General features: G+C 69.4%; 26 protein-coding genes. 10 read left to right on the plus strand and 16 right to left on the minus strand.

Going from position 1 to position 26642, the window contains the following annotated elements; translation table 11 throughout:
• Positions 1–5: 5 nt before the first annotated feature.
• Positions 6–1277: a LysR family transcriptional regulator gene (locus tag AC07PZ_RS16500; protein WP_495296196.1), complete on the minus strand. Its 1272-nt coding sequence runs from the start codon at positions 1275–1277 to the stop codon at positions 6–8.
• Between the two features lie 137 nt (positions 1278–1414).
• Between AC07PZ_RS16500 and AC07PZ_RS16505 the strand changes: the two genes are divergently transcribed.
• The 7 genes from AC07PZ_RS16505 to AC07PZ_RS16535 all read left to right on the plus strand — a co-directional run bounded on the left by AC07PZ_RS16505 (position 1415) and on the right by AC07PZ_RS16535 (position 8527).
• Complete coding sequence (locus AC07PZ_RS16505) at positions 1415–2539, plus strand: 4-oxalomesaconate tautomerase (protein ID WP_495296197.1); 1125 nt, start codon at positions 1415–1417, stop codon at positions 2537–2539.
• Positions 2536–3564: an amidohydrolase family protein gene (locus AC07PZ_RS16510; protein WP_495296198.1), complete on the plus strand. Its 1029-nt coding sequence runs from the start codon at positions 2536–2538 to the stop codon at positions 3562–3564. Before AC07PZ_RS16505 ends, AC07PZ_RS16510 begins: the two co-directional genes overlap by 4 nt.
• 5 nt (positions 3565–3569) lie before the next feature.
• Complete coding sequence (ligK, locus tag AC07PZ_RS16515) at positions 3570–4271, plus strand: 4-carboxy-4-hydroxy-2-oxoadipate aldolase/oxaloacetate decarboxylase (RefSeq protein ID WP_495296199.1); 702 nt, start codon at positions 3570–3572, stop codon at positions 4269–4271.
• A gap of 12 nt (positions 4272–4283) precedes the next feature.
• On the plus strand, positions 4284–5585 hold the full coding sequence (locus AC07PZ_RS16520; protein ID WP_495296200.1) for a gallate dioxygenase: 1302 nt from the start codon (positions 4284–4286) through the stop codon (positions 5583–5585).
• A gap of 30 nt (positions 5586–5615) precedes the next feature.
• Positions 5616–6593 (plus strand): Bug family tripartite tricarboxylate transporter substrate binding protein, encoded by a 978-nt coding sequence (locus AC07PZ_RS16525; protein WP_495296201.1) that lies wholly within the window; start codon positions 5616–5618, stop codon positions 6591–6593.
• Positions 6594–6681: 88 nt separating this feature from the next.
• A complete protein-coding gene (locus AC07PZ_RS16530; RefSeq protein WP_495296202.1) occupies positions 6682–7677 on the plus strand; it encodes a Bug family tripartite tricarboxylate transporter substrate binding protein in 996 nt (331 codons plus the stop codon).
• Between the two features lie 28 nt (positions 7678–7705).
• Complete coding sequence (locus AC07PZ_RS16535) at positions 7706–8527, plus strand: metal-dependent hydrolase (protein ID WP_495296203.1); 822 nt, start codon at positions 7706–7708, stop codon at positions 8525–8527.
• Positions 8528–8804: 277 nt separating this feature from the next.
• Here AC07PZ_RS16535 and AC07PZ_RS16540 read toward each other — a convergent pair whose 3' ends face one another.
• The 6 genes from AC07PZ_RS16540 to AC07PZ_RS16565 form a co-directional block, all read right to left on the minus strand.
• Positions 8805–10547, minus strand: coding sequence for a cytochrome c biogenesis protein DipZ (locus tag AC07PZ_RS16540; RefSeq protein ID WP_495296204.1), 1743 nt, complete (start codon positions 10545–10547; stop codon positions 8805–8807).
• 30 nt (positions 10548–10577) lie between these two features.
• A complete protein-coding gene (locus AC07PZ_RS16545) occupies positions 10578–11648 on the minus strand; it encodes an alpha/beta fold hydrolase (RefSeq protein WP_495296205.1) in 1071 nt (356 codons plus the stop codon).
• Between the two features lie 162 nt (positions 11649–11810).
• Positions 11811–12560 carry a response regulator gene (locus AC07PZ_RS16550; protein ID WP_495296206.1) on the minus strand — a complete coding sequence of 250 codons (750 nt, stop codon included), beginning with the start codon at positions 12558–12560 and terminating at the stop codon, positions 11811–11813.
• A gap of 15 nt (positions 12561–12575) precedes the next feature.
• Positions 12576–13883, minus strand: a complete 1308-nt coding sequence (locus tag AC07PZ_RS16555) for an ATP-binding protein (RefSeq protein ID WP_495296207.1) — start codon at positions 13881–13883, stop codon at positions 12576–12578.
• 46 nt (positions 13884–13929) lie between these two features.
• Positions 13930–14349 carry an organic hydroperoxide resistance protein gene (locus tag AC07PZ_RS16560; protein WP_495296208.1) on the minus strand — a complete coding sequence of 140 codons (420 nt, stop codon included), beginning with the start codon at positions 14347–14349 and terminating at the stop codon, positions 13930–13932.
• A 176-nt stretch (positions 14350–14525) separates the two neighbouring features.
• Positions 14526–15431 (minus strand): LysR family transcriptional regulator, encoded by a 906-nt coding sequence (locus AC07PZ_RS16565; protein WP_495296209.1) that lies wholly within the window; start codon positions 15429–15431, stop codon positions 14526–14528.
• Positions 15432–15542: 111 nt separating this feature from the next.
• Here AC07PZ_RS16565 and AC07PZ_RS16570 point away from each other — a divergent pair, with 111 nt between their 5' ends.
• The 3 genes from AC07PZ_RS16570 to AC07PZ_RS16580 all read left to right on the plus strand — a co-directional run bounded on the left by AC07PZ_RS16570 (position 15543) and on the right by AC07PZ_RS16580 (position 17966).
• Positions 15543–16961 carry an aldehyde dehydrogenase family protein gene (locus AC07PZ_RS16570; protein ID WP_495296210.1) on the plus strand — a complete coding sequence of 473 codons (1419 nt, stop codon included), beginning with the start codon at positions 15543–15545 and terminating at the stop codon, positions 16959–16961.
• A 132-nt stretch (positions 16962–17093) separates the two neighbouring features.
• Positions 17094–17282, plus strand: a complete 189-nt coding sequence (locus AC07PZ_RS16575; RefSeq protein WP_495296211.1) for a hypothetical protein — start codon at positions 17094–17096, stop codon at positions 17280–17282.
• 96 nt (positions 17283–17378) lie between these two features.
• Positions 17379–17966 (plus strand): TMEM175 family protein, encoded by a 588-nt coding sequence (locus AC07PZ_RS16580; protein WP_495296212.1) that lies wholly within the window; start codon positions 17379–17381, stop codon positions 17964–17966.
• Between the two features lie 12 nt (positions 17967–17978).
• Here the strand turns inward: AC07PZ_RS16580 and AC07PZ_RS16585 are convergent, their stop codons facing one another.
• The 9 genes from AC07PZ_RS16585 to AC07PZ_RS16625 form a co-directional block, all read right to left on the minus strand.
• Positions 17979–19142 carry a COG3904 family protein gene (locus AC07PZ_RS16585; protein WP_495296213.1) on the minus strand — a complete coding sequence of 388 codons (1164 nt, stop codon included), beginning with the start codon at positions 19140–19142 and terminating at the stop codon, positions 17979–17981.
• 98 nt (positions 19143–19240) lie between these two features.
• Positions 19241–19918 carry an amino acid ABC transporter permease gene (locus tag AC07PZ_RS16590; protein ID WP_495296214.1) on the minus strand — a complete coding sequence of 226 codons (678 nt, stop codon included), beginning with the start codon at positions 19916–19918 and terminating at the stop codon, positions 19241–19243.
• 13 nt (positions 19919–19931) lie between these two features.
• Entirely contained in the window at positions 19932–20612 is a 681-nt protein-coding gene (locus AC07PZ_RS16595) for an amino acid ABC transporter permease (protein ID WP_495296215.1), read from the minus strand.
• 10 nt (positions 20613–20622) lie between these two features.
• Entirely contained in the window at positions 20623–21381 is a 759-nt protein-coding gene (locus tag AC07PZ_RS16600; protein WP_495296216.1) for an amino acid ABC transporter ATP-binding protein, read from the minus strand.
• Positions 21382–21393: 12 nt separating this feature from the next.
• On the minus strand, positions 21394–22248 hold the full coding sequence (locus tag AC07PZ_RS16605; RefSeq protein ID WP_495296217.1) for a transporter substrate-binding domain-containing protein: 855 nt from the start codon (positions 22246–22248) through the stop codon (positions 21394–21396).
• Positions 22249–22327: 79 nt separating this feature from the next.
• A complete protein-coding gene (hydA, locus tag AC07PZ_RS16610; RefSeq protein ID WP_495296218.1) occupies positions 22328–23800 on the minus strand; it encodes a dihydropyrimidinase in 1473 nt (490 codons plus the stop codon).
• Positions 23801–23833: 33 nt separating this feature from the next.
• Positions 23834–24613, minus strand: coding sequence for an SDR family oxidoreductase (locus AC07PZ_RS16615; protein ID WP_495296219.1), 780 nt, complete (start codon positions 24611–24613; stop codon positions 23834–23836).
• Positions 24614–24625: 12 nt separating this feature from the next.
• Positions 24626–25570: a dihydrodipicolinate synthase family protein gene (locus AC07PZ_RS16620; protein WP_495296220.1), complete on the minus strand. Its 945-nt coding sequence runs from the start codon at positions 25568–25570 to the stop codon at positions 24626–24628.
• Positions 25571–25690: 120 nt separating this feature from the next.
• Positions 25691–26620, minus strand: a complete 930-nt coding sequence (locus AC07PZ_RS16625) for a LysR family transcriptional regulator (RefSeq protein ID WP_495296221.1) — start codon at positions 26618–26620, stop codon at positions 25691–25693.
• Between the last annotated feature and the right edge of the window lie 22 nt (positions 26621–26642).

Raw genomic sequence — 26642 nt, forward strand, 5'->3', positions numbered from 1 at the left:
ATCAATCAATGCACAGGCAGCCTCGTCACCGCGCCCCGCACCTCCGCGATCAGCGCCAGCACGCTGGGCGCTGCGATCGCACCCTCGCGCTGCGCGATGCCGATCTCACGCCGCGTGGTCGCCAGCGGGAAGTTCAGCACCTGCAGCATGCCGGCATCGATCTCGTAATGCAGTTGCCGGGCCGAGATCGCAGTCACCATGTCGCTCTGGAGCAGCAGGCCGCGCAGCAGCGCGAGGTCGCCGGTTTCCACCGCGGGCTCCGGGGAGGCCCGGCCGGAATGCAGGAAAAACCTTTCCAGCAGCTCGCGTGACGGCGCACCCGGGCGCGACAGCACCCAGCGCGCGCGCTGCAGGTCGTCGAAGCCGATGCGGCGCTTCGACGCCAGCGGATGGCCGCTGCGCGCCACCAGCGAGATGTAGTCGTCGAACAGCGGCTCCTGCCGCAGGTCGCGGGCTTCGGCCGGCGGCCGCAGCGCGCCGAGGATGAAGTCGACGTCGCCGCTGCGCAGCGCGGCGGCAAGCACCTCGTAAGGACTCTCGACCGTGCTGACATGGACGCGTGGATGGCGTGCCAGCAGGCCCGCCACCGCATCCGGCAGCACCAGCGTGCGCGACAGCGGCAGCGCACCCACGACCACGCTGCCCTGCACCACGCCACGGATGCCCGCCACGTCCGAATCGATGCTGCGCAGCTCGGCCAGCACGCGCTTGCAGCGGAACGCGAGTTGCGCGCCGACGCGCGTCGGCACCACGCCGCGCGCCGAACGCGTGAACAGGGTGCAGGCCGTGCGCGCCTCCAGTTCGCGAATGAAGGCGCTCAGCGCCGGCTGCGTCACGCCGAAGGCACGCGCGGCGGCGGGCATGTTGTGCAGGTCGGAAAGGCTCGCGAACAGCGCCAGCCGGCGGCCGCTGAACATCGCGGCCATCAGGCTGCGTGCATCGAGCGCACGCGTGGCATGGCCCTGCGCCAGCTCCTGGCAGGCCGCGGCGAATTCACGCTCGACGCGCTCCGCCCGCACCAGCACCGCCTTGCCATGGCCGTTCAGCAACATGCCTCGCGCCTTGCGCTCGAACAGCGGCGTGCCCAGCGCGGCCTCCAGCTCGGCCACCGCGCGCGTGACGGCGGACGCCACGCGAAACAGCGCCTCCGCCGCACGCGTCACGCTGCCCGTCGCCGCCACGGCTGCAAAGGCCTGCAGATGGCGCAGGTTCAGCTTCAGCGCGGCTTCGCCGACGACGCGTGCCGTGGAAGTGTCGATAAGTTTTGTCGCTGCCATGGGTATCGCCTTCGTTCGATTGCACTCGGAGCGGCTGCGGGCCGACGCCAGGGTTAACCCTATTCGATAAAGAAGTGAGAACGCAGCGCAAGCAGAACTCACGCAACACGACGCGCAGCCGCAGGAGACTTGGCCGCATGGCTTCACTCCTGTCCGACGACCTCATCGCACTGCCCTGCATGCTCTGGCGCGGCGGCACGTCGAAGGCCGCGTTCTTCCATGCCAGCGACCTGCCCGCACCCGGGCCGGCACGCGATGCGCTGATCCTCGCGGCGATGGGCTTCCCCGACACGCGGCAGGTCGACGGCATCGGTGGCGGCCATCCGCTGACCACCAAGGTCGCGATCGTGTCGCCCTCCGCGGACCCGCGTGCCGACGTGGACTATCTGTTCGCGCAGGTCGTGCCCGCGGAGTCGCGCATCGACTACGCGCCGACCTGCGGCAACATCCTGTCGGCCGTCGGCCCCTTCGCACTCGAGGAAGGCCTCGTCGCTGCGCAGGGCGAGGTGTCGGTGGTGCGCATCCGCATGGTCAACACCCAGTCCTACTGCGACGCGGTGATGCAGACGCCCGGCGGCCGCGTGGCCTATGCCGGCACGACGCGGATCAGCGGCGTGCCCGGCATGTCGTCGCCGGTCGAGCTGCGTTTTTCCGACGTCATGGGCTCCAGCTGCGGCGCGCTGCTGCCCACCGGCGAAGCGCTGGACCGCATCGACGGCATCGACGTCACCTGCATCGACAACGGCATGCCGGTGGTGCTGATGCGGGCGGCGGACCTCGGCTGCAGCGGCGACGAGTCGCCCGCCGAACTCGACGCGAACCTGCCGCTGAAGGCCCGCATCGAGTCGATCCGGCTGCAGGCCGGCGTACGCATGGGCCTGGGCGACGTGCGCGCCAAGGTCGTGCCGAAGATGACGCTGGTCTCGCCGGCCCGCGCGGGCGGTGCGCTCGGCACGCGCACCTTCATCCCGCACAAGTGCCACGACGCCATCGGCGTGCTGGGTGCGGTGTCGGTCGCGTCGGCCTGCGTGATTCCGGGCACGGTGACCGAGCCGCTGTGCCGCCCCGCGCCAGCCGCGCTGCACGACCTGTCGATCGAGCACCCGACCGGTGAATTCACCGTGCGCCTGCCGATGGACGAAAGCCGCACCGCCATCACCGGCGCCGCGCTGCTGCGCACCGCCCGCCCGCTGATGCGCGGGCAGGTGCTCGTGCCCTCGCCCTCCACAACCGAACAGGAACCCGCCGCGGGCCTTTCATGATCATCGACTGCCACGGCCACTACACGACCGCACCCAGGGCGCTCGAACTCTGGCGCAACCGCCAGATCGCCAGCCTGGGCAACCGCGCCGAGGCGCCCTCGGTGTCCGAGCTGCGCATCAGCGACGACGAGCTGCGCGAATCGATCGAGCAGAACCAGTTGCAGAAGATGCGCGAGCGCGGCAGCGACCTCACGATCTTCTCGCCGCGCGCGAGCTTCATGGCGCACCACATCGGCGACGTCGAGACCAGCGCGACCTGGGCCGCGATCTGCAACGAGCTGTGCCACCGCGTCGCCGAACTCTTTCCCGACCACTTCATCGGCGCGGCGATGCTGCCGCAGTCACCGGGCGTCGACCCGCGCAGCTGCATTCCGGAACTGGAGCGCTGCGTGAACGGCTACGGCTTCGTCGGCATCAACCTGAACCCGGACCCGTCGGGCGGCCACTGGACGTCGCCGCCGCTGTCGGACCGGCACTGGTATCCGGTCTACGAAAAGATGGTCGAGCACGACATCCCGGCGATGGTCCACGTGAGCACCAGCTGCAACGCGTGCTTCCACACCACCGGCGCGCACTACCTGAATGCCGACACCACGGCCTTCATGCAGTGCCTGACCTCGGACCTGTTCACGGACTTCCCGACGCTGCGCTTCGTGATCCCGCACGGCGGCGGCGCGGTGCCCTACCACTGGGGGCGCTTTCGCGGGCTCGCGCAGGAGCTGAAGAAGCCGCTGCTCAAGGACCACCTGCTGAACAACATCTTCTTCGACACCTGCGTGTACCACCAGCCGGGCATCGACCTGCTGACGCGCGTGATACCGGTCGACAACGTGCTGTTCGCCAGCGAAATGATCGGCGCGGTGCGCGGCATCGACCCCGAGACCGGCTTCGCCTTCGACGACACGCGGCGCTACATCGACGCCGCCACCACGCTCGACGCGGCGCAGCGCCGGCAGATCTACGAAGGCAATGCGCGCCGGGTGTATCCGCGGCTGGACCGCACGCTCAAGGACAAGGGACTCTGAAGCACATGACCACATCCACCCACTTCCAGGCGCTCGGCGTCGTGCACCGCCGCATCACGCGCGCCGACCCCGCGGCGGTCGAGCAGCTGTCGCGCTACGGCGTGTCGACCGTCCACGAAGCGATGGGCCGGCTCGGCCTGATGCAGCCGCGCATCCGCCCGATCTACCCGCAGGCGCGCTGCTGCGGCACCGCCATCACCGTGCTGCTGCACCCGGGCGACAACTGGATGATGCATGTGGCGGCAGAGCAGATCCAGCCCGGCGACGTCGTCGTCGCGGCCTGCACCGCCGACAGCACGGACGGCTTCTTCGGCGACCTGCTGGCGACCTCGTTCAAGTCGCGCGGCTGCCGCGGCCTGGTGATCGACGGCGGCGTGCGCGACGTGCGCGACCTCACCGAGATGGATTTCCCGGTGTTCAGCCGCGCGATCCATGCCAAGGGCACGATCAAGGCGACGCTCGGCTCGGTCAACGTGCCGGTGGTCTGCGCGGGCGCACTCGTGAACCCGGGCGACGTGATCGTGGCCGACATCGACGGCGTGGTGGTCGTGCCCGCGGCGATGGCCGCGCAGGTCGCCGCGGCGGCGCAGGCGCGCGAAGCCAACGAGGCACAGAAGCGCGCGCGGCTGGCCAGCGGTGAACTCGGGCTGGACATGTACGCGATGCGCGAGCCGCTGGCCAAGGCCGGACTGCGCTACGTGGACTGAAGGAGACCGACCATGGCCCGCATCATCGGCGCGATCGCCTGCTCCCACACGCCCACCATCGGCTTCGCCTTCGACAAGAACAAGCAGCAGGACCCGGTCTGGGCACCGATCTTCGCGGCCTTCGAACCGGTGCAGCGCTGGCTCGCCGAGCGCAAGCCGGACGTGCTGTTCTTCATCTACAACGACCACGTCAGTTCCTTCTTCTTCGACCATTACTCGGCCTTCGCGCTGGGCGTGGGCGAGCAGCACCGCGTGGCCGACGAAGGCGGCGGCGCGCGCGACCTGCCTGCGCTGGCCGGGCATCCGGCACTGGCGCAGCACATCGGCCGCTCGCTGGTGGCCGACGAGTTCGACATGTCCTTCTTCCAGGACCGCGCGCTCGACCACGGCGTGTTCTCGCCGATGTCGCTGCTGTGCCCGCACCAGCCCGAATGGCCGATCCCGGTGGTGCCGCTGCAGGTCGGCGTGCTGCAGTCGCCGGTGCCTTCGGCGCGACGCTGCTGGCGGCTCGGCCAGGCGCTGCGCCGCGCGATCGAGAGCTACCCCGAAGACATCGACGTGGCGATCGTCGCCACCGGCGGCCTGTCGCACCAGGTGCACGGCGAACGTGCCGGCTTCAACAACACGGCGTGGGACGCCCAGTTCCTCGACCTGATCGAGAACGACCCGGTGCGCCTCACCGAAATGACACAGGCCGAACTCGCCACGCTGGGCGGCCTCGAAGGGGCGGAAGTGATCATGTGGCTCGTGATGCGCGGCGCCATGTCGAGCAACATCCGCAAGACGCACCAGAGCTACTACCTGCCGTCGATGACCGGCATCGCCACCGCGATCTACGAGAACCTGGCGAGCCCGCCGGTCGCGGGCGAGGTGCGGCGGCACCGCGCGCACATGGCCACGCAGCTCGCTGGCGTCGAGGCGCTCACGGGCACCTACCCGTTCACGCTGGAGATGGGCGTGCGCGCCTACCGGCTCAACAAGTTCCTGCACGGCATGACGCAGCCGGCGCACCGCGCGGCCTTCGTCGCCGACGAGGAACTCGCCTTCGAGACCGCCGCGCTGACCGCCGAGGAGCGCGACCTGCTGCGCCGGCGCGACTGGCGCGGGCTCATCCACTACGGCGTGATCTTCTTCATGCTGGAGAAGCTCGGCGCGGTCGTCGGCGTGTCGAATCTGCACATCTACGCCGCCATGCGCGGCCAGTCGCTCGAAGAATTCCAGCAGACGCGCAATGCGCCCGGCGCGCTGTATTCGGTGGCGGGCAAGGACGCTGCACCGCAGGGCTGGGACGCGCCGGCACCGGCCGCGCGCTGAGCCCTCCTCCACAAGAAGACGAGCATCCTCATGAGACATCGCCTGCGTTCCTTCATCGCCGCGGCCGGCCTGCTGGCTTTCGGCGCCCTCCACGCGGCGGGCGCGGCCGACGCCTACCCGACGAAGCCGATCCGCGTCTTCGTCGGCTACAGCGCCGGCGGCGCGGTCGACGCCATCGCGCGCACGGTCGGCCAGAAGATGGCGGCCATCCTCGGCCAGCCGGTCATCGTCGAGAACAAGCCCGGCGCCGGCACCAACATCGCGGTGAAGGCGCTGACCACCAGCGCGCCCGACGGCTACACGCTGCTGCTCGCGGCCAACGCGCTGTCGGTCAACCCCGCGCTCTTCAAGCCCGCGCCCTACGACCTCGACAAGGACCTGCTGCCGGTGGCGCTGGTCGGGCGCGTGCCGGTGGTGTTCACGGTGCGCGAGGGTGCCGAGTTCAAGACGCTGCAGGAACTGGTCGCGGCCGCCAAGGCCCGGCCCGGTGCCATCACGGTCGCCACGCCGGGCAACGGCTCGACGCCGCATCTGGCCATGGAGCTGTTCCAGCACACGGCCGGCCTGTCGGTGCGCCACGTGCCGTACAAGGGTGGCGCCCAGGCGCTGACCGACGTGCTGGGCGGGCATGTCGACGTGGTCGCGGTCAATGCGCTCGAGGCCCTTCCGCTGGCCACGGCCGGCAAGCTGCGCGTGCTGGCCGTGATGAGCGCCGAGCGCTCCGACGTGCTGCCGGGCGTGCCGACCGTCGCGCAGTCGGGGTATCCGGGCTTCGAGGCCAGCGTCTGGTACGGCTTCGTCGTGCCGGCCGGAACGCCCAAGGCGATCGTCGCGACGCTGCATGACGCGGTGCAGAAGGCATTGGCATCGGACGACGTGCGCAAGCAGCTCGCCGCGGCCGGCGGCGTGACCTTGCCCGGCCCGACCGAGCAGTTCGCCAGGTTGCTCAAGAGCGACGCAGCGCGCTATGGCCAGCTGATCCGCGAAGCCGGCATCCAGCCGGACTGACGAACCCGATGGGCCGAGGCACGGGCATCCGCGCCCTCGCTGCCTCGCCCTACCTCGCCCTGCCCGACACCCCAAACCGGAGACCTCCATGCCCCAAGGCATCACCCGCCGCCAAGCCTGCCTGTCGGCAGCCGCCAGCGGCCTGCTGGGCGTCCGCCCCGCTTTCGCCGCGGCCGACTACCCGAACCGGCCGCTGCACATCGTCGTGCCCTTCACGCCCGGCGGCTCGTCCGACCTGCTGGGCCGCGCGATCGGCCAGGAACTCGGCCGCGCCTGGAACCAGCCGGTCGTGATCGACAACCTCGCCGGCGCGGGCGGCTCGGTCGGCGCCGAGCGCGTCGCCAAGTCGCCGGCCGACGGCTACACGCTGCTGATGGGCCACATCGGCACGCTGGCGGTCAACCCGTCGCTGTACCCGAAGCTGGAGTACGACCCGGTGCGCAGCTTCGCCCCCGTGGCCTGGGTGGCACGCGTGCCGAACGTGCTCGTCGTGCATTCGTCGGTGCCTGCGCACTCGCTGGCCGAACTGATCGCGCTGGCCAAGGCCAAGCCCGGCCAGCTGGCCTTCGGCTCGGGCGGCAATGGCAGCGCCGCGCACATCACCATGGAATACCTGAAGCTGCAGACCGGCAGCTCCTTCCTGCACATCCCCTACCGTGGCACGGCGCCGTCGATCAACGACCTGCTGGCCGGCCAGCTGCAGGTGCTGTTCACCGGCGCACCGGCGCTGCTGCCGCACATCAAGGCCGGCAAGCTGCGCGCGCTGGCGGTGTCGAGCCCGCACCGCGTCGCGATGCTGCCCGACGTGCCGACGGTGGCCGAGAGCGGCGTGCCCGGCACGAAGGGCTTCGAGGCCGACCAGTGGTATGGCCTGGTCGCGCCCGCCGGCACGCCGCCGGCGATCGTCGCGGCGCTGAACCAGCAGATCAACCGCTCGCTGACGTCGAACGAAGTCAAGACGCGCCTCGCCGCCGAAGGCGCGGAAGCCACGCCGACCACGCCGCAGGCCTTCGCGCAGTTGATCTCGACCGAGATCGACCGCTGGGCCCGCGTGATCAAGACCGCGCACGTGACGGTCGACTGAGCATCCGCGGCGCACGACGGAGACACGCATGCGAACCCTGATCCGAATCCTCTCGACCCTGCTGCTCGCAGCCTGGCTGCCCGCCGCGTTCGCGCAACCGGCCGACGGCAAGACCGAGGTGCTCTGGCTCGGCCAGTCGGCCTTCCGCATCACCACGCCCGGCGGCAAGGTGATCGTGACCGACCCGTGGCTCAAGCAGAACCCGCTGACGCCGCCCGAGTACAAGAACCTGGAGGCACTCGGCAAGGTCGACGTGCTGCTGGTGACGCACGGGCATCTCGACCATTTCGCCGATGCGCCGGCGCTCGCGCTGATGCACCAGATCCCGATGTATGCGCCGGGCGACATGAACCAGACGGTGAGCTTGCTGGGCATCCTGCCGCCCAACCTGGCGCCGCGCTTCAACAAGGGCGGCACCATCACGCCCGCACCGGGCATCAAGGTGACGGCGGTGCATGCCGAGCATTCCTCCGTGATCGTCTGGAAGAACCCGGCCACCGGCAAGGACGAGGCGCACGTGGGCGGCGAACCCGTGGGCTACATCATCGAGCTGGAGAACGGCTTCCGCATCTACCACATGGGCGACACGGGACCGTTCTCCGACATGGCCTTCATCGCGTCGTACTACAAGCCCGACCTGGTGCTGATGCCGATCGGCGGCCATTTCACGATGGGGCCGGCCGACGCGGCCTACGTGACCCGCGAATGGCTCAAGCCGCGGTTCGTGATCCCGATGCACTACGGCGCCAATCCGCTGGGCAAGGGCACGCCGGAAGAGTTCGTGCGTGCGCTCGGCGACAGCCCCACGCGCGTGCTGGCGCTGAAGCCGGGCGAGGCGGTGCGCTTCTGAGCCTGCAGGCCTTCGAGCCTCTGGACCTCGACGCGATCGGCACTTCCTTCGGCTGTTCGGGCATCCGGCTGGCCGATGCGGCACGGGCCAGCGGCGGCAAGGTCACGACCATGGAGCTGCACGCGCACAAGTCCGCCTACGCACGCGAGATGGCGGTGAAGCCCGGCGCTATCGCGATGCGGTGCGCGCCAAGCCCGGCATCAGGAGCGTGCTGATGCCGGTGGGCACCGGTGTCGAGATCAGCCGGTTCGATCCGCTGTGACGGCAACCGGCCGCGCTATCCGAACGTGAAGGCATAGCCCCGGGCACCGGGATCGAGGAACTCGACCTCCACGGTGCGCGCCTTCACCGCGCCGCGCTGGCGCACCAGCTGGTAGAGGCGGGTCGCGTCCATGACCCCGTTGCCTTCCGCGTCCACGTCGGTCCCGTGATCGGGGCCGGGCGGCTGGCCGTCCACGGTCACGCGAAAGCGCATCCGCTGCGTGGCGCCGGCCTCGAGCACCAGGTTCGCATCGCGGGCCTGGAAGCGCATCGCCAGCCTGTTGCCGGGCTGGTTGGCTTCCACGAATTCCGGCGTCAGCGTCCAGTTGCCGGCCAGCGACCAGGTGTTGAGCTGCAGCGGCGCAGCCGTGTAGTTCGCCGGCTGGTCGGGCCTGGTGTTGCCGCCGATGCGCGGGCTGCGTCCCTTCTCGTAGCCGAGATAGGTTTCCGGGCTGCGGAGCGTGTCTTCGTCGGCCGCCAGCCCGAGGCCCCGGGTGTCCGGCACGGCGCCGGCCTGCACCGCACTGCTGCCGGGCGAGGCCCCGGCTTCGCGCAGCAGGTCCTCGATCACGCGCTCGGAGGCCGCATAGCCGCCTTCGCCGAACTGGTGATGCCGCACGCGGCCTTGCGCGTCGACGAAGTACAGCGCGGGCCAATACTGGTTGCCGAAGCCGCGCCAGATGCGGAACTCGTTGTCCTGCACCACCGGGTAGCCGATCTTCAGGTCCTGCAAGGCCTTGCCGACGTTGCTCGAATCCTTCTCGAACGCGAATTCCGGGGTGTGCACGCCCACCACCACGAGCCCGCGGTCCGCGTACTTCTGCGCCCATGCCTTCACGTACGGCAACGTGCGCAGGCAGTTGACGCAGGAGTAGGTCCAGAAATTCACGAGCACGACCTTGCCGCGAAGCGCGGGTATCGACAGCGGCGCGCCGTTCAACCAACGCGTGCCGCCTTCGAGGCTGGCCTGCATCGATTCGACGGGCAGCCTGCTGGGCACCGGCGCGCCGTCGCCCCGGTCGCCGACCCGCTCCGCAGCGTCGGCACGCGGCATTGCGCGCTGCAGCAGCCCGGCTTCGAACCCGCCGCCGCCTTGCCCGCCGAAGCCGGCGAGCACGGTGGCATCGACACCGGTCGCGACGGCCACGACGCACGCCAGCATGGCGGCGCCCGCCATGCGGCGGCTGGCCGTGCCGGGCAGCCACCGGGCCTTCAGCGCGCGCAAGGTCCCGGCGCCCAGCCGCAGTGCCACGCCGAGTGCCACGGCGGCACCGGCGCCATACGACAGCAGCAGGAGCGAGGTGTGCGTGCCGGGGCCGAGCAGCGCGGCGGTCGAGAGAAGCACGCCCAGCACCGGGCCGGCGCAGGGCGACCAGACCAGCCCGGTGGCCACGCCCAGCAGCGCGGAGCTCAGCCAGGGGCTGCCGGTCTCCAGGCGCGCCAGGCGCTCGCCGGCATCGACCAGCGGACGGCTCCACCACGCGGCCATGCGCGGAAGCATGAGCGACGCCGCGAACAGGGCCAGCGACACCAGCGCGAGCCAGCGGCCGATCTGGTTCAGGTCGGCCGCCCATGCGCCCGCCACCGCGCCCAGGGAGGCGACCACCGCGAACGTCACGGCCATGCCTGCGAGCAGGGGCAGGCTGCCTTGCGCGAAGGGGCGGTCGTGGCGGGCGAAGACGAAGGGAAGGACCGGCAGGATGCAGGGGCTGAGCAGGGTCAGCATCCCGCCGAAGAACGCGACGATGTAGAGAGTCATGACGGCTCCAGCGAATCGATGGATGCGGGCTCAGAGCCGCGTGACGTCCATCACCGCCTGTGCGAAGGCCGCCGGCGCTTCCTGCGGAAGGTTGTGGCCGATGCCGCCGTCCAGGTTGCGGTGCTGGTACCTGCCGGTGAACTTCCTGGCGTACGCCGCCGGATCGGGATGGGCCGCGCCATTGGCATCGCCCTCCATCGTGATGGCGGGCACCGCGATGTCCGGCGCCGCGGCCAGCCGCGCTTCCAGCGCGTCGAAGCGGGACTCGCCGGCCGCCAGGCCGATGCGCCAGCGGTAGTTGTGGACCACGATCGCCACGTGATCCGGATTCTCGAAAGACTGCGCGCTGCGTTGATAGGTCGCATCGTCGAACTGCCATTTCGGCGAGGCCTGCTGCCAGATGAAGCGGTTGAAGGCGGCGCGATTGGCCGCATAGCCGTCGCGGCCGCGGTCGGTCGCGAAATAGGACTGGTACCACCAGGCGAACTCCGCCGCGGGCGGCAGCGGCCGGGCGTTGGCCTTCGGGTTGCCGATCAGGTAGCCGCTCACCGACACCAGTCCGGCGACGCGTTCGGGCCAGATGGCGGCCATGATGCAGGCGGTGCGCGCGCCCCAGTCGAAGGCGCCCAGCACGGCCTGGCGGATACCCAGTGCATCCATCAACGCGATGATGTCCTGCGCCACGGCACCCTGCTGGCCATTGCGGAAGGTGTCGGCCGACAAGAACCGCGTGCCACCGTAGCCGCGCAGCGACGGCACGATCACGCGGTAGCCCGCGGCCGCCAGACGCGGGGCGACGTCGACGAAGGCATGGATGTCGTAGGGCCAGCCGTGCAGCAGGATGGCGACGGGGCCGTCGGCCGGGCCGGCTTCCGCATATTCGACGCGCAGGTCGCCCGCGTCGACCGTCTTGAGCGATTCGAAGCGGGTGGCACCGGCACTGTTGCTGCTTGCAGCGGCACGCGCCGGGACGGCGAGCAGGCTGCCGAGCGAGGCGATGTTCAGGCCCGCCAGGCTCAGTGCGGCGCCGCCGAGGAAGCTGCGGCGACGGGTCTGCGGGGTCCGCGTGGCATGTGGGGTCTGGGTGTGGAGGGCGTTCATGTTCCGGCCTTTCAGGGTGGGTTTGGCGACAACCGACGCAAGGTCGTCGGCTGGCTCCAGTACACCGCCGCGATGTATGCGGCATGTGTCCCCGATGCCCCGGAACGGAATGACCGTGTACCTGCTCAGGCCTGCGGATACACGGCCATACAAAGCCGTCGCCTAGGCGTCCTGCGCCTCGACCTGCATCGCCAGGACGTAGCCCTCGCTGCGCACGGTCTTGATGTAGCGCGGCTCGCGCGCGTCGTCGCCCAGGCACTTGCGCAGGCGGCTGATCATGAGGTCGATGGAGCGCTCGAACAGGTCCGCCTCGCGCCCCTGCGTGATCGACAGGATCTGGTCCCGGCTCAGCACCTTCTGCGGATGGTCCACCAGCACGCGCAGCAGCCGGTATTCCGCGCCGCTGAGCGACACGACCGTGCCTTCCCGGTCCAGCAGAACCCGCTCGACGGTGTCCAGCCGCCAGTCGCCGAAAGCCAGGTAGCGTGCCTCGTCGGTGCTGCGCATGTTGGGCGGCAGCATGCGGGTCCGCCGCAGCACGGACTTGATGCGCGCCAGCAGTTCGCGCGCCGCAAAGGGCTTGGGCATGTAGTCGTCGGCGCCCATCTCGAGCCCGAGCACGCGGTCGGTCTCGTCGCCACGCGCGGTGAGCATGATGACCGGCAGCGCCTTGAACTTGCCGGCGCGCAGATCCCGGCAGAGCGTCAGGCCGTCTTCGCCCGGCAGCATCAGGTCGAGGACGACGAGGTCGAAGGGGCCTGCCGTTTCGAGCGTCTGGCGCATGTGCCGGCCCGTGGGCACGGTGGTGACGCGCAGGCCGTTCTTCTGCAGGTACGCGCTGACCAGATCGCGGATCTCGCGGTCGTCATCGACCACGAGGATGTGATCGATCGATGGGACGGTGCTTGTCATGGTGGTGATGATGGTTCAGGCAGGCAATCGAAGGCTGGCCCGCAAACCGCCCTCCGGACGGTTGTGCAGCGACAGTTCTCCGCCCAGCGACAGCGCCAGCTGGTGCGCGATCGCAAGGCCCAGCCCGGTGCCGCCGGTTTCCCGGTTGCGGGAGCTTTCGACCCGGTAGAAAGGCTGCAGCACGGCCGCCAACTGGTCTTCAGGGATGCCCGGCCCTTCGTCGCGGATGTCGATGTGCAGGCACCCGGCCTGCAGCCGTATGCCGACCTCGGCGCTCTGCCCGTACTTCAGCGCGTTGTCGACCAGGTTGGTGATGACGCGGCGCAGCGCGTTCGGGCGGGTCTGGAGGGGCACGCCCGTCTCGCCCGCCATCGTGACCGGGCTGCCGGTGTCCGCATAGTCGTTGACGACGCTGCGCACCAGGGCGTCGATGTCCAGGCGGCGCACCTTCTCGTCGGAGCCCTGCAGCGTCTTCGCATAGGTCACGCCTTCCTGCACCAGCAGGCGCATGGCTTCGAGGTCCTGGCGGAACTTGTCGGCCTCGGGCATGCCCTCCATGAGGTCGACGCGAAGACGCATGCGGGTGATGGGCGTCTGCAGGTCGTGCGAGATCGACGCGAGGATCTGCATGCGCTCATGCAGGTAGCCGGCCATGCGCTTCTGCATCGCGTTGAAGGCACGCGCGGCTCTCCTCACCTCGATGGACCCGGTCTCAGGGACGACCGACGGCTGCAGGTCCGGGCCGAGCCGGTCCGCCGCGACCGCGAGACGCTCGAGGGGCCGCGTGACCAGGCGGATGCCGAGCCAGGCGAAGGCCGCCAGCACCAGCAGTTGGGACAGCAGAAGCCAGGTGACCCAGTCCGAGACCGGCATCGGCACCCGGCGCGCCAGGACATAGAGCGACGTGCCGTCACCGAGCCGGACCTGCAGGCGAACCGCTTCGCGCACACCGCTCAGCTGACCCACGGACACGACCGGGTAGGGGCGCAGCGCGTTCACCAGCACGTCCACGAAACGGCTCAATGCCGGCGAAGTCGGTGGCGGCGTGTCGACGACACCTTCCAGCGAGAAGCTGTAGTTCGGGCGCTCGAGCTTCTGGAACCACTCGCGGCGTTCTCCGGCGGGCAGGCGGTCGAGGATCGCCACCGAACTCGCGATGTCGCGTTCGACACCGCTGATCATCAGGTTCATGAGCGTCTGCCCGCGTTCGTAGCGGATCGCCACGTACGTGAGCAGCTGCGCGACGGCCATGCCCAGCACCACCAGCAAGGTCACCCGTGCCAGCAGGGTGGACGGCCACAGGCGCCGGAGAAATGCGGACACGGGATTCCTTGTGGTGTGGGCCCGGCCCGGGCGGGACGCGCCGTGTTCAGGCGACAGACAGATCGACCTCGATGTTGCCTCGGATCGCCCTGGAATAGGGGCACAGCTGGTGCGCGCCCTGCACGACGGCCAGCGCCTTGTCGCGGTCGATGCCGGGCACGGTCACTTTCAGGCGAGCCGACAGCGCGAAGCCATCGGCACCTTGCACGAGATCGACCTCGGCGTCGACGGCCACGTCGTCCGGCAGCTTCAGGCCGAGAGGCTGCGCCGCACGCGCCATCGCACCCATGAAGCAGGCGGACCAGCCCGCCGCGAACAGCTGCTCGGGATTGGTGCCGTTGCCGACGGCGCCGAAGCGTGTGAGCACGATGTCCAGACGGCCATCGTCGCTGCGCGACACGCCGTTGCGGCCGCCGGTGGTGTGCGTGCGGCCTGTGTAGAGAACCTTGTCTCCTGCTGCGGTCATGGTGAATCCTCCAAGGGGTTGCCTGTCGAAATGACGGCGCGATTGTTCAACCGCCCCGCGCCCCGCCCGAGGGGATTCCTGACCCCATGTAGCGCCTCCAGGGCACGCGTACAAAACTATACAAAACTCTCCGGGGCCGGTCGTCTGCGAATGGACGTGATGCGCGACGCGCCGGCCTACCCTTCGGGCCGCGCGCGGATTTCATGCACGAGGGCCACCAGCGCACGCAGCGCCGCGGGCACATGGCGATGTCCCGAGTAGTAGAGACACAGCCCCGGCGACTGCGGTGCGCAGTCGTCGAGCACGGTGCTCAAGCGGCCATCGGCAATGTCGTCCGCCACATACCAGCGCGCCAGTTGCGCCAGGCCCATGCCGCTGCGCGCGGCTTCCCGCATGAGCAGCGGGGCATCGAACACCTGCGAGCCCGGTACGTCGACATGGACGGGCTTTGCGTTCGCGACCAGCTGCCACGGCGAGAGTGCGCCGTTGGGAAGCCGCGCCCGGATGCACCTGTGGCCGGCCAGGTCAGCGACCTGGCGCGGCTTCGGGTATCGCGCGAAATACTCGGGGGACCCGACGATGGCCATCTGCACGCCGGAGCCGAGCTCCACACGGATCATGTCCTTCGGAACGAGATGGCTCGGCCGCAGTCCGGCGTCGAAACCGTCGGCAATGATGTCGACCATCTGCCCTTCCGTCACGATGTCCAGCGTCACATCGGGATAGCGCCGCGAGAACTCGCCGAGCAACGGACCGTAGCTCATCAGCGCCGCGCCGAGCGAGCTGTTGATCCGGAGCGTTCCCGAGGGACTCAGCCGTCGGTCGTTGACGGTGGCCTCCGCGTCCTGGATCTGCTTGACCGCCGGTGCGATCTGTTCGACGAACAGCCGGCCCGCATCCGTTAGCGCCACGCTGCGGGTCGTTCGATGGAAAAGCCGCACGCCCAGGCGTGCCTCCAATCCGGCGACGGCACTGCTGACCGCCGACGTCGACATGTCCAGTTCGGCCGCCGCGGCACGGAAGCTGTGTCGCCGGGCGACGGCGAGCAACACCTGGAGATCGATGAGTCCACTCTTGTGCATTGTGCTGATTATCAGCATGACTCATCGCGGTTTGGACATATTGTCGGAACAAAAGCCACTGCCTAGACTGCCGCTCCCGTCGTTCCCTCGGCGATATTTCAAGGAGCAGTCATGCGTGAATTCAACAAGGCCTATATCGACGGCGGCTTCGTGCCCGTGCAAGGCGATACGGTGCTTCGAAGCATCGACCCGACGACGGAACGAGTCATCGGACACACCACACTGGCCAATCGCGACGATGCCCGGTCGGCCATTGCCGCAGCCAGCCGCGTGCAGGCCTGGATGGGCAGGACCACCAAGGCGGAGCGAATCGAGATGCTGAAGCGGCTGGAAGCCGCGGTGCTTGCCGGCGCCGACCGGATCCGGGACGTCACCATCGAGGAATACGGCGGGCCGCTGTCGCGTTCGCAATGGGTCAGCCAATACGCATCGCAATGCTTTGCCAGGACCGCGGAGATCCTTCGCGATTACGACTTCACGCGCCGCATCGGCGATACCGTCGTGCGCATGGAGCCGGTCGGCGTCGCCGCCTTGATCGCACCCTGGAACAGCGTCGCGGGGACGATCTGCAACAAGCTGGCCTCCGCCATCGCCGCCGGCTGCGCCAGCGTCATCAAGCCCAGCGAGCTGAGTCCCTGGCAGACCGAGGTGACCGCCGAGGCCCTGCACGCCGCGGGCTTGCCCGCAGGCGTCTTCAACATCCTGCTGGGCCGTGGCGACGATGTAGGCGACGAACTGAGCACCAGCCCCGACGTCGCCAAGATCTCGTTCACCGGCTCTACGCAGACGGGCAAGATCATCGCGCAGGCGGCGGTCGGCACCCTGAAGCGCGTGAGCCTGGGCCTGACGGGGAAGTCGGCCAGCATCGTCCTCGACGACGCCGACTTCTCGCAGGCGATTCCCCAGGCCCTGGGTGCCGCCTTCATGAACAACGGCCAGGCCTGTGTGGCGGGCACGCGCCTGCTGGTACCAGCGCAAGGGCTGGATGAAGCCATTTCGCGCGTGCAGGCGCATGTCGCAGCCCTGCGCGTGGGCCGTCCGCAGGATGCGGCCACCGACATCGGTCCGCTCGCCAGCATCGGCCAGTACGAGCGGATCCAGCGCTACATCCGGCGGGGCCTGGCGCAGGGAGCCACGCTCGTCGCGGGTGGCGAGGGCCGGCCCGACGGTTTGGAAACCGGCTTCTTCGCAAGGCCCACCGTCTTCGCGCACGTGCGCAATGACATGGACATCGCACGCGAGGAGATATTCGGGCCGGTACTTTCGATCCTGTCCTATGCCGACGACGCCGACGCCATCGCGATGGCCAACGACTCGATCTATGGGTTGCAGGCCTATGTGTTCTCCTCGGATGCAGAACGAGGCCGGCATGTCGCAGAGCGACTCGAAGCCGGAACGGTCCTCGTCAATCGGATCATGACGGACCCGCTCGCACCTTTCGGCGGACTGAAGCAGTCGGGCATCGGCAGGGAGAACGGCCTGTTCGGCCTGGAGGCATTCCTGGAGCCGAGGGCCATCGTCGTTCGCTAGAAGAACCATTGCGCTGTCGCGCGGCAACCCGTCGAAGGCGTTGCTGCCGAGGATCGGGGCGCGTTCGGCCGGTCAGGCTTCCCTCAGGTTCGCACGGCAAGCTCGCTCACCGATCCGACGGAGAGAAAAAGAATGAGGACACGTGCGGCCCCGACCCTCTGCACCTGCGACGAACGCGAGCTGGTGCGCATCCATCGGACGTGGTGGATGCGGCTCGTGTCGTCCAAGCGCCTGTACGAATGCCGGGGCTGCGGCGCCCGGCTCTTCGTGCCGAAGCAGGCCGTCGAGCGCATTCCACGGCAGCTTCCGCCCGTCCTCTGATCCGGTGGCCCCTGGAACGTGGGGCAGGCACGAGGCGCATGCCGTGCAACACTGCACGGCATTCGACCCCGTCGACTGACGAAGGACATCGGCCCCATGTATCCGAAGAACCGCCTCGAAGCGCTCACCGACGGCATCTTTGCCGTGGCGATGACCCTGCTCGTGCTCGACCTCCGGATACCGGAAGACGCCGGTCCGACGGACGAAGCCTCGCTCGTCCGGGCGCTGGTCGCACTCACACCGAAACTCGTCCCGTACCTGCTGAGCTTCTACCTGCTCGGCGTCAGCTGGCTCTCGCTGATCAGGGTCCGCTCGCGCAGCGAAACGGTGGGGTCCGCCTATGCGAGATGGTGCCTGCTGTACCTGCTGTTCGTCACGCTGCTGCCCTTTTCCACGGTGGTCATGGGCCGCTTCACGGCCGACGCCGCGGCGACCGCGCTGTATGCGACCAACCTCGGCCTCGTGGCGGGCACCGCCTTCATCCTGATGTCGGTGCTGCCCGAACCGATACGCGACGAGAACTGGCTGGTTCGCCGCGTGTCGCTGGTGGTGCTGTTCACCTCCTGCGTCCTGACCTTCGCCGTGAGCTTTGCCAGCCCCGGCAATGCCTTGTGGGCGCTGGCGCTGAACGTGGCGACGGGCCCGATGGCACGGGTGTACCGGCGCTTCGCCCGAGGCGCCTGACGGCACCGGTCATCACTTCGCCCGCATCAGCAGGCCCGTTCCCGCAGCGAGGTTGTCGACCGACAACGGCGTGTCGAACGAGAACTCGGGCGCCGCACCCGTCGACTTGTCGACGATGCCCAGCGTCCGGGCGCGGCCGAGCCGCTCCAGCGCCTGCGGGTCCAGGGCCGAGGTCGCGCGGTAGCTCACCACGTCGGCCGCCTCCGCACCCTGGCTCCACGCGCGCAGCGGCTCGGTGCGCAGGCGCTCGCCGTCGACCTCGATGACGATCTGCGGCATCTGGCCGACCGGGAAGCTGGCGATGCGCGCGTCGGGCAACAGCGACCGGCGCATGGCGAGGCCGGCCGCCACCACCAGGCGGCCGTCGACGACGGTCAACACCAGCGTCGCCTCCCGCCCGGGCGAAAGGGGCTGGCGCACCCGCAGGAAGGGCAGGCCGTCGGCACGCGCGCCGATCTCCCACCGCACCAGTGCGCCGCCGATGCTGTCGACCTTGAGCGTGCGCATCTGCGCGGACGACAGCCAGTACATCTTGTCCGGCGGAACGACCGATGCGATGTCGACGATGCGCCGGTCCAGCCCCATGTCTTCCACGTAGCGCGACAGGACCACCAGCGTGGTCTGCGTGGCGCTGTCGCCGATGTTGCCGGCGCGCGAGGCGAACTGGTGGACACCGAAGCGGCCGCCTTCGGCCACGGTCCGCCGGACGCCGCCCATGAAAGCCAGCGTGCAGGCCGAGGCGCACACGGCACCGCTGACGAAGGCCGAAGACGCCGTGCCGGCAATGCCGGTGCCGTCGGCTCGCAGGTACGTGCCGGCCACACGCGTCGACAGTTGCAGCCGGCGGATCAGCCGCCCCATCGCCATGCTGCCGGCGACGCTGCCACCCGGGCTGTCGAAGGCGACGACGGGATGCGGCGGCAAGGGTTCGCCACGGGCCTGCGCGTCCTGCAGGAAGCGTTCGAGCTTCGCGCCCGAGTCGCGTTCGACGGACCCTTGCGCCAGCACCTGCGGTGCGCAGGCATCGCCGCTGTCGCCACAGGGCCGGAACACCGAAAACGCCATCGGCGCAGCGACCGTCGCATGGGCCGGCGCAACGGCCAGCAGCGCCAACCCCGCCGAAACCGCCAACCCCGTCGACATCGCCGTGGCGGCCATCCAGATCGATCGGACCATTGCGCTTTCTCCCGGGTGAGCTGACTGAAGCCACCGAGTCTCCCGCAGAAAGCGCCGATGCGGCAATGCGGGCCGCCCCGGGGCCGGCGCCCGGTCGCTCAGTGGCCCGTCTGCGTGCGCCGGCGCTCCAGCCGCGCCAGCAGGCGCGTCATCGGCCACAGCAGTGCGAGGTACAGCAGTGCCGCCAGCACGATCGGCGACGGGTTGTAGACCAGCGACTGCGTGTCGCGCGCCGCGCGCAGCAGTTCGGGCAGGCCGACCACGCTCGCGATGGTGGTGAGCTTGACGATCTCGATGCAGTTGCCCAGCAGGTCGGGCAGCACGTTGCGCACGGCCTGCGGCAGCACGACGTGGCGCAGCGCCTGCATCTTGGTGAGGCCGGTGGAGCGCGCGGCCTCCATCTGGCCCCTGGGCACCGCCTCCAGGCCGGCGCGGAACACCTCGGCGAAGTAGCTCGCGTTGTTCAGCACGAACGCGATCACGACCGCGCCCAGCTTGGGCACGTCGCCGCCCAGGAAGGGCAGGCCGAAGTACAGGAAGATCAGCAGCACCAGCGGCGGGAAGGCGCGGAAGAAGTCGATGAAGGCGACGATCGCCCAGCGCACAGAGCGGCGCGTCGACTGCGTCTGGCCGAGTGCCAGCGCCAGTCCCGCAGCCGCGCCCAGCGGTATCACGATGACCGACAGCCACAGCGTGGTCCAGAGCCCGCCCAGCAGATAGGGCAGCACCTGGCCGTAGACCGGCAGGTTGAAGAAGTTCTCGATCAGGGCGTCCATCGGTCGTTCCCGTTCAATGCCGGCCGGCGCGGTGTTCGAGCCAGCGCGCGAACACCACGATGGGCAGGAAGACCAGCAGGTACATGAAGGCCCCGACGGTCAGCGGCGTCGGATTGCCGGCCACGGCGGACGCGGCCTGCGCGTTGCTCAGGATCTCGCCGAGCGCCACGACCGAGCCGAGCGCGGTGTTCTTGGTGGTGGAGATCACGCGGTTGGTGAGCGGCGGCACGGCGCGGCGCAGCGCCTGCGGCAGCACCACCCAGCGCATCGCCTGCCACCAGCCCAGGCCGGTGGAACGCGCGGCCTCCATCTGGCCGTGCGGCAGCGAGGACATGCCGGCAAAGATGCTCTCCTGCGCATAGGCGGCCAGCACCATCGACAGCGACAGCCAGGTGGCGGTGAAGGACGACAGCGGCAGCCCGAGCGAGGGCAGGCCGAAATACAGCACGATGATGATGACCAGCGGCGGCAGCGAGCGCAGCACGTCGGAGAACACGACCACCGGCACCCGCAGCAGGGCACGGTCGGTGGCGCGCGCGATGGCCAGCGCCAGGCCCCACAGCACGCCGGTCACGACCACCGCGACGCCGACGCCGACGGTGACCACCATGCCCCAGGCGATCTCGCGCCAGTACTGCGCGGCGACCGCCGGGTTGAAGAAGGTGAACAGCAGGCCGGAGCTGGGGCCGCTCATGGAGACACCTTCATGCCGCGCTCGCCGTCTTGGCGTTCATGTAGCGGCCCACGAAGCTGCGCGTGCGCAGGTTCTGCGGCCGTTCGAAGATGTCGGCGGCGCTGCCCTCCTCGGCCACGACGCCGCCGTCCATGAAGACCACGCGATCGGCTGCCGCATGCGCGAAGGCCATCTCGTGCGTCACGACCAGCATGGTCATGCCGCTGTCGCGCAGCGCGCGCATCACGCGCAGCACTTCGTCGACCAGTTCGGGGTCGAGCGCGCTCGTCGGCTCGTCGAACAGCATGACCTTGGGCTTGAGCGCCACCGCGCGCGCGATGCCCACGCGCTGTTGCTGCCCGCCCGAGAGCTGGGCCGGAAAGGCGTCGGCCTTCTCCGCCAGGCCGACCTGCGCCAGCGCCTCGCGGCCGATCTGCTCGGCCGCGGCCTTGCCGTGGCCCTGCACGCGGCGCAGTGCGAGCGTGACGTTGCCCAGCACGCTCAGGTGCGGGTACAGGTTGAAATGCTGGAACACCATGCCGACACCCTGGCGCACGCGGTTCACGTCGACGCCGGGCCGCATGATGTCCAGCCCGTCGACCACGACCTGCCCGCCGCTCGGCTCCTCGAGCCGGTTGCAGCAGCGCAGCATGGTGCTCTTGCCGGAGCCGGACGGCCCGATCACGCACACCAGCTCGGCCGGCCGCACGCGCAGGTCGACGCCGCGCAGGACCTCCTGCGCCCCATAGGACTTGCGCAGGCCGACCAGCTCGAGGATGGGAGCATTCATGGGTGCGTCAGATCAGGAGCACTTCGGCGTGACCGGGGTCGCGTCGTAGTTCTCGGTGCCGGGCACGCCATGGCCCGGGGCGACGGTCTTCTCGACGCTGCCGGCCGCGGGTTCGACGCCATACCACTTGGTCGCCAGCTTGGCGATGGTGCCATCGAGCTTCATGCACTTGAGCGCGTTCGACACCAGGTCGCGGCCGGCCTTGTCGTTCAGGCGGAACGGAATGGCCCAGACCAGGCCGGTCTTGACCGTGTAGCCGGTCTGCAGCGCGGCGTTCTGCTTGGCGGCCCAGCCGACGACGGTGTTGCCGGCGAGGTTGTAGTCCGCGCGGCTCGACATCACGGCCTGGATCGCGTCGGCGTTGGTGCCGTACACGTCGTACTTGAAGCCGTATTTCTCGGCGTTGTCCTTGGCCCAGCCTTCGTAGTTGGAGCCCTTGTTCACGGCCACGACCTTGCCCTTGAGCGCTTCGAGCGTCTCCAGCTTCGGCGCGCTCTTGCGGCCGAGGAATGTGTAGTTGGTCTCGGTGTAGCCCTCGGTGAAGAGCAGCGTCTTGGCGCGCTCGGGCGTCACGGTGACGGGTGCGAGCAGGAAGTCGTACTTGCCGCTGTTCAGGCCGGGCACGAGGCCGGAGAACTCGGTCGCCTCGATGTCGAGCTTGCGATGCAGGCGCTTGGCCAGTTCTTCGCCGAGCTCGACGTTGAAGCCCTGGATGCCGCCGCCGAGCTTGACCATGGCCTGCGGCGCGAAGGTCGGGTCGAGTGCGGTCTTGAGCGGCGCGGGTTCCTGCGCGGCAGCGCCGAACACGGTGCCCAGGGCGAGCGTCAACGCGGCGACGCGGAAGAGGGAGAAGTTCGGGGACGACATGGATTCAGCTCCTGAAAAAGAAAGCGACGGTGAAACAGGCCAGGGAAGGAAAACGGAAATCGATGTGGATCGGCAGGTGTCAGGCGGCGCGCTCCAGCCCGACGAGCGCGCTGAACGCGCCACGCCCGCCAGCCGCCGGCGTGGGCGCGCCGAGCGGCTTCGACGGGCCGCGTGCGACGAAGAGGCCGGAGCCGCGTTCGGCATGCAGCGCACCTGCGCGCACCACCGGACGGCCGCGGCTGAACACCTCTTCGGGCCAGCCCGTGAGCTGCATGCCTTCGTACGGCGTGTAGCCCACGTTGTCGTGCAGCATCCCGGCGCTCACCGCGACTTCGCGCGTCGGGTTCCAGATGGCGATGTCGGCGTCCGCGCCCACGGCGATGGCACCCTTGCGCGGCGCCAGGCCGTACATGTGCGCATGGTTGGTGGAGGTCAGCGCGACGAACTGCTCGACCGACATGCGGCCCTTCATCACGCCCTCGGAGAACAGCAGCGGCAGCCGCAGCTCGATGCCCGGCACGCCGTTGGCCATTTCCTTGAAGGTCGTGGCGTCGCCCTTGGGCAGCTTGCCCGACGCATCGAAGCGGTACGGTGCGTGGTCGGACGAATACACGCCCAGCGTGCCGTCGAGCAGGCCGGCCCAGACGGCCTCCTGCGAGGCCTTGTCGCGCGGCGGTGGGCTGCAGCAGAACTTGGCGCCTTCGACGCCCGGCAGGTCGGCGTCCGACGCTTCGAGAAACAGGTACTGCGGGCAGCTCTCGGCATGCACCTGCGCGCCCAGGCGGCGCGCCTGGCGGATGACCTCGACCGTCTCGGCGCCCGCGACGTGGACGATCAGCACCGGCACGTCGACCAGGCGCGACAGCAGGATCGCGCGGTTCGTCGCCTCGGTTTCGGCCAGCGGGTCGTGCGCCACGCCGTGGAACTTCGGCGCCACGTGGCCGCGCTCCAGCAGGCGGTGCGCGATCCAGCGGATCATGTCGTGGTTCTCGGCATGCACCATCACCATCGCGCCTTCGCGGCCGGCGGTGGCCATGACGTCGAGTAGCGCATGGTCGTCCAGCCGCAGCCGGTCGTAGGTCATGTAGACCTTCAGCGAGGTGATGCCGCCGCGGATCGCCGCCGGCAGGTGCACCTTCAGCGCCTCCTCGTCGGGCCGCGTGAGGATCAGGTGGAAGCCGTAGTCGATCACCGCCTTCTCGCGCGCCAGCTTCGCATAGGCGTCGAGCACCTCGGGGATGCTGTCCTCGCGGTGCTGGGCCGCGAACGACAGGATGGTGGTCGTGCCGCCGAAGGCCGCCGACACGGTGCCGGAATAGAAGTCGTCCGCGCACATCACGCCCATGCCCGAGAGCTGCTCGATGTGGCAGTGGCTGTCGATGCCGCCGGGCAGCACCCAGCGGCCGGTCGCGTCCACGTCCTCGCGGCCCGGCGGCAGGCCGGGCGCGATGGCGGCGATGCGGCCGTCGCGCACGCCCACGTCGGCGTCGATGCTGCCGTCGGCATTGCAGACGCGGCCGCCGCGGATCGTGAGGTCGAAGGAAGTGGACATGGTCGTTTCGCTCGGGAGATGCTCAGGCGGCGCTCAGAAGGTGCCGGGGTACACGCCGCCGTCCATCAGCAGGTTCTGCCCGGTGATGAAGCCGGCCTGCGCGCTGCACAGGTAGGCGCAGGCATCGCCGAACTCGGCCGGGTCGCCCAGGCGCTTCGCCGGGTTGGCGGCGCGGCGCGCGTCGAGTTCCTGCGCGACCGTGCGGCCGCTCTTCTGTGCCCACTTGGTGGCGGTGTCGACCAGGCGGTCGGTCTCGAACGGACCGGGCAGCAGGTTGTTGATGGTGACGTTGCGCGCCACCGTCGTGCGGGCCAGTCCGGCGACGAAGCCGGTCAACCCGGAGCGTGCGCCGTTGGACAGGCCCAGGATGTCGATCGGCGCCTTCACCGCGCCCGAGGTGATGTTGACGATCCGGCCGAAACCGCGCGCCATCATGCCGTCGACCGTGGCCTTGATCAGCTCGATCGGCGTGAGCATGTTGGCGTCGATCGCGGCGAGCCAGGTGTCGCGGTTCCAGTCGCGGAAGTCGCCGGGCGGCGGACCGCCCGCGTTGTTCACGAGGATGTCGGGCGACGGGCAGACGGCCAGCACGGCCGCGCGGCCTTCGGGCGTCGTGATGTCGGCAGCGACCACGTTGACGCGCACGCCGGTCTCGGCGCGGATCGCCTCGGCCGTGGCTTCGAGCGTGGCGGCGGTACGCGCCACCAGCGTGAGCTCGCAGCCTTCGCGCGCCAGCGACAGCGCACAGGCACGGCCCAGGCCGCGGCTCGATGCGCAGACCAGCGCGTGGCGTCCTTCGATTCCGAGTTTCATGGGGCGGCGTCCTCAGGCGATGGCGAACACGCCGCGGTGTTCGAGCGACAGGCCGACGCGGGCCACGGTGGCTTCGAGCTCGCGCGCGGTCAGCGCGTCGATGCGCATGCCGGGCGAACGGATGGCGCTGCTCGCGATCACGCCGCGCTTCTGGTAGGTGTACTTGCGCAGCGCCAGGCCGATCTTGGGCTGGAACTCGTAGCGGATCAGCGGGCAGTAGCGGTCGAAGGTGGCGGCCGCGCCGACCAGGTCGCCGGCCGCGAACTGCGCATGGATGCGCACCAGGATCTCGGGGAAGGCAAAGCCGGTCATGGTGCCGACCGCGCCGCGCTGCAGCTCCTCGAGGAAGTACACGCCACCCAGCCCGCCGAACACGCGCATCGAGCCCTCGGCCAGGTCGAGGATCTTCGAGATCTTCTGGCCGACCGGCGGCTCTTCCATCTTGATCATGCCGACGCCGCCTTCGCGGCCCAGGCGCGCGACCAGCTCGGCGCTGATCTCGGTGCCGAAGGAATCGGGGAAGTCATGGATCACGACCGGGATCTTCACGGCGCGCGCCAGCTCCTGGTAATAGGCGAACTGCTGCGCGTCGGAGGCCTTGTCCATCGGCGCGGCGAACACGGCCTCGGCACCCAGGGCCTCGGCCTCGCGGGCCTGCTCGATGGCGCCGGCAATGCCGAGGGCGCGCACGCCCACCCACACCGGTACGCGGCCGGCCGCTTCCTTCACGAAGCTGGCGACGACCTGCGTGCGCTCCGCCTGCGACAGCTTGTGCGCCTCGCCCAGGAAGCCCAGGATCGCCAGGCCGGTGACGCCGGCTTCGATCTGGAACGCGACCAGCGAGGCGATGCTCGCCAGGTCGAGCGCGCCGTCTTCGCCGAAGGGCGTGGGGCAGATGGTGAACACGCCGCGGGCTTTTGCAAGCGGGTCGGTGGAGGAGGTAACGATCGAAGTCATGCGGTGGTCTCTCTGTGGCCATGCGAGTGCGTGGCGTTGGAGAAATTATTCGGGCGCAACCCCGTGGTGTCGCGTGCCTTTTTGTGGGCAGCCCTTAACGCCTTGTTAATGGCGGGTGGTTCAGGCGTCCACGGACACGGGCACCTGCGCGGTCGCGAAGCCTTCGCTCTTCATCAGCTGGCGCAGCACCTTCACGAAGGACTGGGCCAGTTGCGACATCGGCTCGAAACGCGGATGCACCAGGTTGGCGTGCAAGGTGGGAGTGCCTTGCACCGGACGCACCACGAGCTGGCTCGCGGGCCAGCTGCGCACCGAGAACTCGTCGACCAGCGCGATGCCCGCACCGGCCTGCACCAGCGAGCACGCGTTCTGCGGGGAGCCGACCTCGACCGCGGCGCGCACGGTTTCGCCGGCCGCCTCGAACAGCTCGCCGACCATCTTGCCGAAGGGCGAACTGCGGTCGTACGAGATCAGCGGATAGGGCAGCAGGTCGGCCACGGAGAGCGTGGCCCGGCGCGACAGCGGGTGGTTGTAGGGGCAGATGCAGACCAGCCGCCCCGTGCCGAGCGAGGTCATCTCCAGGTTCGGGTGCTCGACCGGCAGGATCGTGACGGCGATATCGGCCTGGTGATTGAGGATGCGCTCCACCAGCGGCGTGTAGCCGAGGTACTGGAAGGTGATCTTCACGTTCGGATGGCGCGCCCTGAATGCCGCGACCGCCTGCGGAATGACCATCTGCCCGACGCTCGGGCTGGAGACGATGTTCAGGATGCCTTCGCGGTTCTCCTGCAGGTCGCGCGCGAGCTCGTTCACGCGCTGCACGCCCGCATAGACGTGCTCGACTTCGCGGAACAGCTTCTTGGCCTCGGGCGTCGCATAGAGGCGGCCCTTGATGCGCTCGAACAAGGCGAAGCCGACGCGTGCCTCGGTATGGGAGAGCAGGCGACTGATGGCCGGCTGCGAGACGAACAGCAGTTGCGAGGCGCCGCTGATGGAGCCCGTGATCATCACGGCGCGGAACACCTCGATCTGCCGGAGGTTGAGAGACATGAATCCGGTGCCGACGCACCAT

The sequence above is a fragment of the Variovorax sp. GW821-FHT10B04 genome (assembly GCF_059415645.1).